This is a genomic window from uncultured Abyssibacter sp., from assembly GCF_964000955.1.
Lineage (GTDB): Bacteria > Pseudomonadota > Gammaproteobacteria > Nevskiales > OUC007 > Abyssibacter.
This window is the reverse complement of record NZ_CAXFCL010000333.1, coordinates 1-6,253: the sequence shown is the minus strand read 5'-3', so window position 1 is coordinate 6,253 and position 6,253 is coordinate 1. Positions and strand designations below refer to the sequence as shown.

Genomic DNA, 6,253 nt, shown 5'->3' with positions numbered 1-6,253 from the left:
CCGTGGGTCGCCTGATCCAGGCGATCCGCAAGCAGTCGCAGGCCAACATCGAGCTCGCCGCGACCCAGGCCGCGCTGTCACCGGACGCGCCGATGGCGGCCTCCCACGGCACGAAATACCCGGTCGTGCAGGGCCCGATGACCCGCGTGTCCGACTCCGCCGCGTTCGCCGTCAAGGTCGCTGAAGGCGGCGGCCTGCCGATGCTCGCGCTGGCGCTGATGCGCGGCGAGCAGGTCAAGGCGCTACTGGAAGAAACCCGCGATTCCATTGGTGAAAAACCCTGGGGAATCGGTCTGTTGGGCTTTGTTCCTCAGAAACTGCGTGAAGAACAGATCAAGGCCGTGCTGGCCTGCAAGCCCACCTACGCACTGATCGCCGGCGGCCGTCCGGACCAGGCCGCGCATTTCGAATCCGAAGGCATCCCGGCCTACATCCACGCCCCCGCTCCCGCCCTGCTGAAGATGTACCTGGATCAGGGCGCGTATCGCTTCGTGTTCGAGGGTCGCGAATGCGGCGGCCACATCGGACCGATCGCCAGCTTCCCGCTGTGGGAGCAGATGATCCGCGTGTTGCTGGATCAGGTGAAACCGGCCGACGCACCCAAGGTGCACGTGCTGTTCGCCGGCGGCATCAACGACGCCCTCTCCAGCGCCATGGTCGCCGCGATGGCCGCGCCGCTGGTCGAGCGTGGCATGAAGGTCGGCGTACTGATGGGCTCGGCCTATCTGTTCACGCAGGACATCGTCGAATCCGGTGCCATCGTCTCCGGCTTCCAGTCCGAGGCCGTGGCCTGCAAACGCACGGTCGGCCTCGCCACGGGCCCCGGCCATGCCAGCCGCTGCGCCGATACCGCGTTCGCCCGCGAGTTCTTCGACACCCGTCGCAGCATGATCGCCAAGGGCGCGCCGGCCAGCGAGATCTCCGAGGTGCTGGAAGATCTGAACCTCGGCCGCCTGCGTATCGCCAGCAAGGGCGTCAACCGCGATGCATCGGGCCAGATCGTGCAGATCGAGGAAGCCGAACAGCACCGCGACGGCATGTACATGATCGGTCAGGTCGCGACGCTGGCCGACGGCGTGCAGACCATCGAGGCCCTGCACGAATCGGTCTCCACCGCGGCCACGGACACGCTGTCGGCCTGGAGCCTGGAGCGCACCGAACGCGCCGCCAAGGCCAAGCCGTCGGACATCGCCATCGTCGGTATCGGCACGCTGCTGCCCAAGGCCGAACAGGTCGACGATTTCTGGAACATCGTCCTGAACAAGCGCAAGGTCACCGACGTCGTGCCCAAGACCCGCTGGGACTGGGAGCTTTACTACGACCCGGACAAGACTGCCCGCGACAAGGTTTACTCCAAATGGGGCGGCTTTCTCGACGAAATCGCCTTCGACCCGCTGAAGTTCGGCATTCCGCCGAAGTCGATGAAGGCCATCGACCCGATGCAGTTGCTGTGCCTGGAAGCCACATACCGGGCGCTGAACGACGCCGGCTACGCGGACGGTGATTTCGACCGCGAGAACACCAGCATCATGCTCGGCGCCGGCGGTGGTGTGGGCGATCTGGGCATGCAGTACGGCGTGCGCTCGGAAATCCCGCGCTTCGTCGACGCTCCGTCCGACGAGGTCTGGGACCGCCTGCCGGAATGGACGCAGGAGTCCTTCGCCGGCGTGTTGCAGAACGTGGCCGCGGGCCGCGTCGCCAACCGCCTGGACTTTGGTGGCCGCAACTTCACCGTGGACGCCGCCTGCGCCTCGTCGCTGGCCGCGGTCAGCCTGGCGGTGGACGATCTCGAAACCGGCCGCGCCAATGTCGCGCTGGCCGGTGGTGTCGACACCGTGCAGGGACCGTTCGGCTTCCTGTGCTTCTCCAAGACCCAGGCGCTGTCCCCCACCGGAACCGCACGCAGCTTCGACAAGGCCGCCAACGGCATCGTCATCTCCGAAGGCGCCGCCGTGCTGGTGATGAAGCGCCTGGCCGACGCCGAACGCGATGGCGACCGCATCTACGCGGTGATCAAGGCCGTTGCCGGTTCCTCCGATGGCAAGGCGCTGGGCATGACCGCGCCGCGTCCGGAAGGCCAGATGCGCGCGCTGGATCGCGCCTATGCCAAGGCCGGATTCCGTCCGACCGATCTAGGCCTGGTCGAGGCTCACGGCACCGGCACGCCGGTGGGTGACAAGGCCGAGGCCGAAACCATCACCCGCACGCTCAAGGCCGAGGGCGCCGGGCCGCAGACCGTGTCCCTGGGCTCGGTCAAGACCATCGTCGGCCACACCAAGGCCGCCGCCGGGGTCACCGGCCTGATCAAGGTCGCCATGTCACTGCACCACAAGGTGCTGCCGGCCCATGCGGGTGTCGACGATCCGATCGACACCATCGCCGATGCCGACTCGCCGGTTTATCTGCTGGACGAACCCAAACCATGGCTGGCCAAGCCGGGCGAAAAGCGCCGTGCCGGCGTCTCCGCGTTCGGCTTCGGCGGCACCAATTTCCACGCCGTGCTCGAAGGCTATGACGGCGAGCTGGATGCCCAGGCCGCGCCGGTGGGCGCCGTCGACTGGACGCAGGAGCTGTTCGTGTTCCGCGCCGCGGACGCCGCCAAGCTCGGCGAATCGCTGGGCCGCATGGTCACCGCGCTGCGTCAGGGCACGAACCTGCCGCTGCGGCATCTCGCCTACTCGCTGGCGGCCGATGCCGACGCCCAAGTGGCCAAGACCGGCAAGACGCCCGCGGCCTGCGCCACCGTCGTCGCCGGCAGCTACGACGAGCTGATCAAGGGCCTGGAAGCGGCCATCGCCTCGCTGGGCGGTGAATCGCGCCCGCTGCCGCCGACCGTTCTGGTCTCCACCCAGGTGCCGGAGGCCGCGCCGCAGGTCGGCTTCGTCTATCCCGGCCAGGGTGCCCAGCACGTGAACATGGGGCGTGAGGCCGGGCTGTTTCTCTCCGACATCCGCGACGGGCTGGCCCGCGCGCATGATGTGCTGGCCGATGACCTCGACACGCTGCTGGACAAGCTGATGTGGCCGCGTGCCGCATTCACCGACGAGCAGCGCAAGGCCCAGACCGCCGCGCTGACCGACACCCGCATCGCCCAGCCGGCGATCGGCGCCCTGGAACTGGGCATGACGGCGCTGGTCCGGCGACTGGGCATCACGCCCAGCGCGGCGGCCGGCCACAGCTATGGCGAGTACGCCGCGCTGTACTCGGCCGGCGTGCTCAGCGACAGCGACTTCCTGAAACTGTCGGCGCTGCGCGGCCGCGTGATGGCCGAGGCCTCCGCCTCCGGCACGCCGGGCGGCATGGCCGCCGTGCAGGCCGAACGCGACAAGGTCACCGAAGCGCTGAAAGCCTTCCCCAGCCTGTCGGTCGCCAACCACAACGCGCCGACGCAGACCGTGATCTCCGGCCCGAAGGCCGATATCGACAAGGCCGCCGCCGCGCTGACCGAGCAGGGTTTGCAGACCCGCGTGCTGCCCGTCTCCGGCGCCTTCCATACCGAACTGGTCGCCGCCGCGCAGAAGCCGCTGTCCAAGGCGATCCACAAGGCGACGATGAACCCGGCGGCCTTCCCGGTGTACTCGAACACCACCGGCCTGCCCTACCCGAGTGACCCGGCCGAGATGTATGCCCGTCTCGAACGGCACATGCTCAGCCCGGTGGAGTTCGTCTCCGAGGTCCAGGCCATGCATGCCGCCGGCATCAAGCTGTTCCTGGAGATCGGACCCAAGTCGATCTGCTCGAACATGATCAGGAAGACGCTGGACGGCACCGACGCACAAACCGTCGCGCTGGACGGCAACGGCGGCGGCCTGCGTGGCCTGCTGGGCGCCCTGGGTCAGCTGATGACGCTGGGCGTGCCGATGCAGGCAGCCGCGCTGTTCGCCGGCCGCCCGGTCGAGAAGGTCAAGCTCGAACGGCTGGCCGAACTGGTCAAGCCGGCGTCGCTGTCGCCCACCACCTGGTACCTGTCCGGTGGCTGCGCGCGGCCGATGGACGATCCGATCCTGCGCATGGGCAAGCTGCCGCCAATGCTCCGCGCCGACGCGGAAGAAAAGGTCGCCGAGATGAAGGCGTTGCGCGAAGCCGCGGCACGACCGGCCACCGTGGCCGCGCCGGCCGCGAATGCGCCGGCGGCGCCGGCTCCGGTCGCCGCATCGGCTCCGATGGCCGGCAGCGGCGAGGCACTGGCCGCCTACCAGCAGACCATGCGCGAGTTCCTGTCCTTGCAGGAGCGCGTGATCCAGCAATATCTGGGCGGTGCCGCACCCGAGGCCGCGGCGCCGACGGTTCAGACACCGGCCATGCCACCGATGGCGCAGCCCGCACCGCCTCCGGCAGCTCCGGCTCCCGCCCCGATGGCCGCTCCCAGCGCGCCGGCCGCGCCGGTCGCCCAGACACCGGCAGCCACGCCGTCACTGACCGCGGAGGAGCTGCAACGTCGGCTGCTGGGCATCGTGTCCGAACTCACCGGGTACCCGGACGACATGCTCGACCTGGATCAGGACCTGGAAGCCGAACTGGGCGTCGACTCCATCAAGCGGGTGGAGATTCTCGGCGCCCTGCAGAAGTCCCTGCCCGGCGCCGCCAGCGAATCCATGGCCGGAGCGATGGAGCAGTTCACGCAGTCCAAGACCCTGCGTGAAGTGCTGAATCTGGCAACCGGGCTGATCGGCTCCGAAACGCCCGTGGCGGCGGCACCCGTCGCCGCACCAATCGTGGCCGCCGTCGACACGCGGGCCCTGCTGCTGACCACCGTGGCCGAGCTGACCGGGTATCCGGAGGACATGCTGGGCATGGATCAGGACATGGAGGCCGAACTCGGCATCGATTCGATCAAGCGCGTCGAAGTGCTTGGCAGCGTGCAGAAGGCCCTGCCTGCGCAGGCCGCGACGGCGATGCAGGACGCGATGGAACGCTTTGCCCAGGCCCGCACCCTGGCCGCCATCGAAGCCGAACTGGCCCAGCTCCCCGGCCTGTCCGGCAGCGCCGCACCGGCGACGGCTCCCGCGGCCAACGCATCGGTCGCCGCGGTTGCCTCGGTCGCGGTCCAGCCAATGCTGCTCGGCATCGTCGCCGAGTTGACCGGCTATCCGGAGGACATGCTCGGTCTGGATCAGGATCTGGAAGCCGAACTGGGCATCGATTCCATCAAGCGTGTCGAAATCCTCGGACAGCTCCAGAAGGGCCTTCCCGCCGAAGCCGGCCTCGCAATGCAGGACACGATGGAGCAGTTCACTCAGGCCCGCAGCCTGTCCGCGCTGGTCGCCCAGGCCGAGGCCCTGCCCGGCATGAGCGGCGGCGCTGCGCCGGCACCGGCCGCCGTGGCCGCCCCGGTCGCGACAGTCGATCTGAAGCCGACGCTGCTGGGCATCGTCGCCGAGCTGACCGGCTACCCGGAAGACATGCTGGGGCTGGATCAGGACCTGGAAGCCGAACTGGGCATCGACTCCATCAAGCGCGTCGAGATTCTCGGCCAGTTGCAGCAGCAGCTCCCGGGTGATGCCTCGACCACGATGCAGGCGTCGATGGAAACCTTCACCCAGGCCCGCAGCCTGCAAGCCATCCTGGACGCCGCCAGCGCCCTGGTGGGCACGCCCGCCGCCGCACCGGCTCCGGTCGCAGCCGCAGCGCCCGCCTCGGTGGACGTGAAGTCCCTGCTGCTGGGCATCGTCGCCGATCGCACCGGCTACCCGGAAGACATGCTCGGTCTGGACCAGGACCTGGAAGCCGAACTGGGTATCGATTCGATCAAGCGGGTCGAGATTCTCGGCGCCCTGAAGGAAGCCCTGCCGGCCGACCAGGCCGGCGGCGTTGCCGACCGCATGGAGTCCTTCACCCAGGCGCGCAGTCTCCAGGCGATTCTGGACCTGGTCGGAACCGCCTCCGCGGTAGCCACGCCGGCTGCCGCCAATGCTCCGACTGTGGCGGCACCGGCCAAACCCGCCGCGGCACCCGCCGGTGACATGGCCCCGGTGTACGCGATGGGTTCGGTGCCAACCACCGCGCCCGGCGTGCCGGAGCAGATCGAGGGCACGGTGCTGGTCACCGGACCGGATGCACCGATCGTCGAGGCCATCGTCGCGGCGGTGGAGAACCACGGCGGCCAGGCCGTGCGCCAGGTCTCCGAGGCCGGCGACAGCCTGCGCTACGTGATCGACACCACCGGTTGCATCGAAGACGATGTCGCCGCGGAGACGGCGTTCTTCGGCTTCGTGGATGCCTTGCGCGCCGCGGAACCGCGCCTTGGCGACCT

1 protein-coding gene is annotated in these 6,253 nt (G+C 69.0%); it reads left to right on the top strand.

Features of this window, described 5'->3' with window-relative positions; all coding sequences use genetic code 11:
- Window positions 1–6,253 (top strand): beta-ketoacyl synthase N-terminal-like domain-containing protein (locus ABNS06_RS16190; RefSeq protein WP_348675642.1); only part of this gene is annotated, 6,253 nt, incomplete at both ends.